Below are 720 nucleotides of genomic sequence, written 5' to 3'. Positions count from 1 at the left end.
ATAAAAAATACGCCTTTCGGCGCTTGTGGTGTTTCTTATGCGGTTTGGTTTCGTGTCACAAATTGAACGTCTGCAAGGCTTGCATGAAATTCGTCACGTTCGCTGCCGCATTTTGAAAGTTCTTCACGAACGCGGCAAATTGCATCTGTTCTGTTCCACCAATTGGATAACCGTTTGCCAGTGTCGTGAACAGGTTTGGAAGCAGATTGGTTTTCATATCCGAGAATGTGTTGGATTGGTCGGCGGACAAGGTTACAGGGGTGTAAGTTGTAGCCTGCAATGCCGGAAGAATGACGTTGAACACCGCATCGTTCAGCAAGCTCATTCCCGTGGCGATGTTGGTCAGAAGCGCCTCTACGGTGGTTGAGTTCACAGCGTAGTAGGTCTGCAAGAATTGGACGGCGTTTGCTCCTGCTGGCCCGACTGTCGGCGTCCCTCCGCATGGTGTGACAACCTGCAAGGCAACGTCTGTTCCGCTGCCGCCGATGTTGATGGATGCTCCTACACAGCCCGATGCTGAAACCGATACGTTGATCTGCTCAGTTGCCACCGAAGGGTGGACGGCAAGCGTCAGCGTGGCTTGTCCGTTTGTCAACGTCTCGGTGAACGTCTGTCCTGCAACTGTAAAGGTGACGCTTGTCGGTGGTGTTGTCGGCGGGTTGTTCAGCGTTGCTGTAACAGTGTACTGGCTATTTGCCGTGGATGATGTCAATGTGAAAT

At 51.9% G+C, this 720-nt stretch carries 1 protein-coding gene; it reads right to left on the bottom strand.

The window, feature by feature from the left end:
- Positions 1-55 precede the first annotated feature (55 nt).
- The coding region (locus tag J3482_RS20180) for a hypothetical protein (RefSeq protein ID WP_206923084.1) at positions 56-720 on the bottom strand (665 nt) is incomplete at its 5' end.

It is taken from the genome of Alicyclobacillus suci (assembly GCF_017329615.1).
GTDB classification, from domain to species: domain Bacteria; phylum Bacillota; class Bacilli; order Alicyclobacillales; family Alicyclobacillaceae; genus Alicyclobacillus; species Alicyclobacillus suci.
The sequence above is the reverse complement of the archived record's forward strand: the minus strand, read 5'-3'. Positions and strand labels throughout refer to the sequence as shown.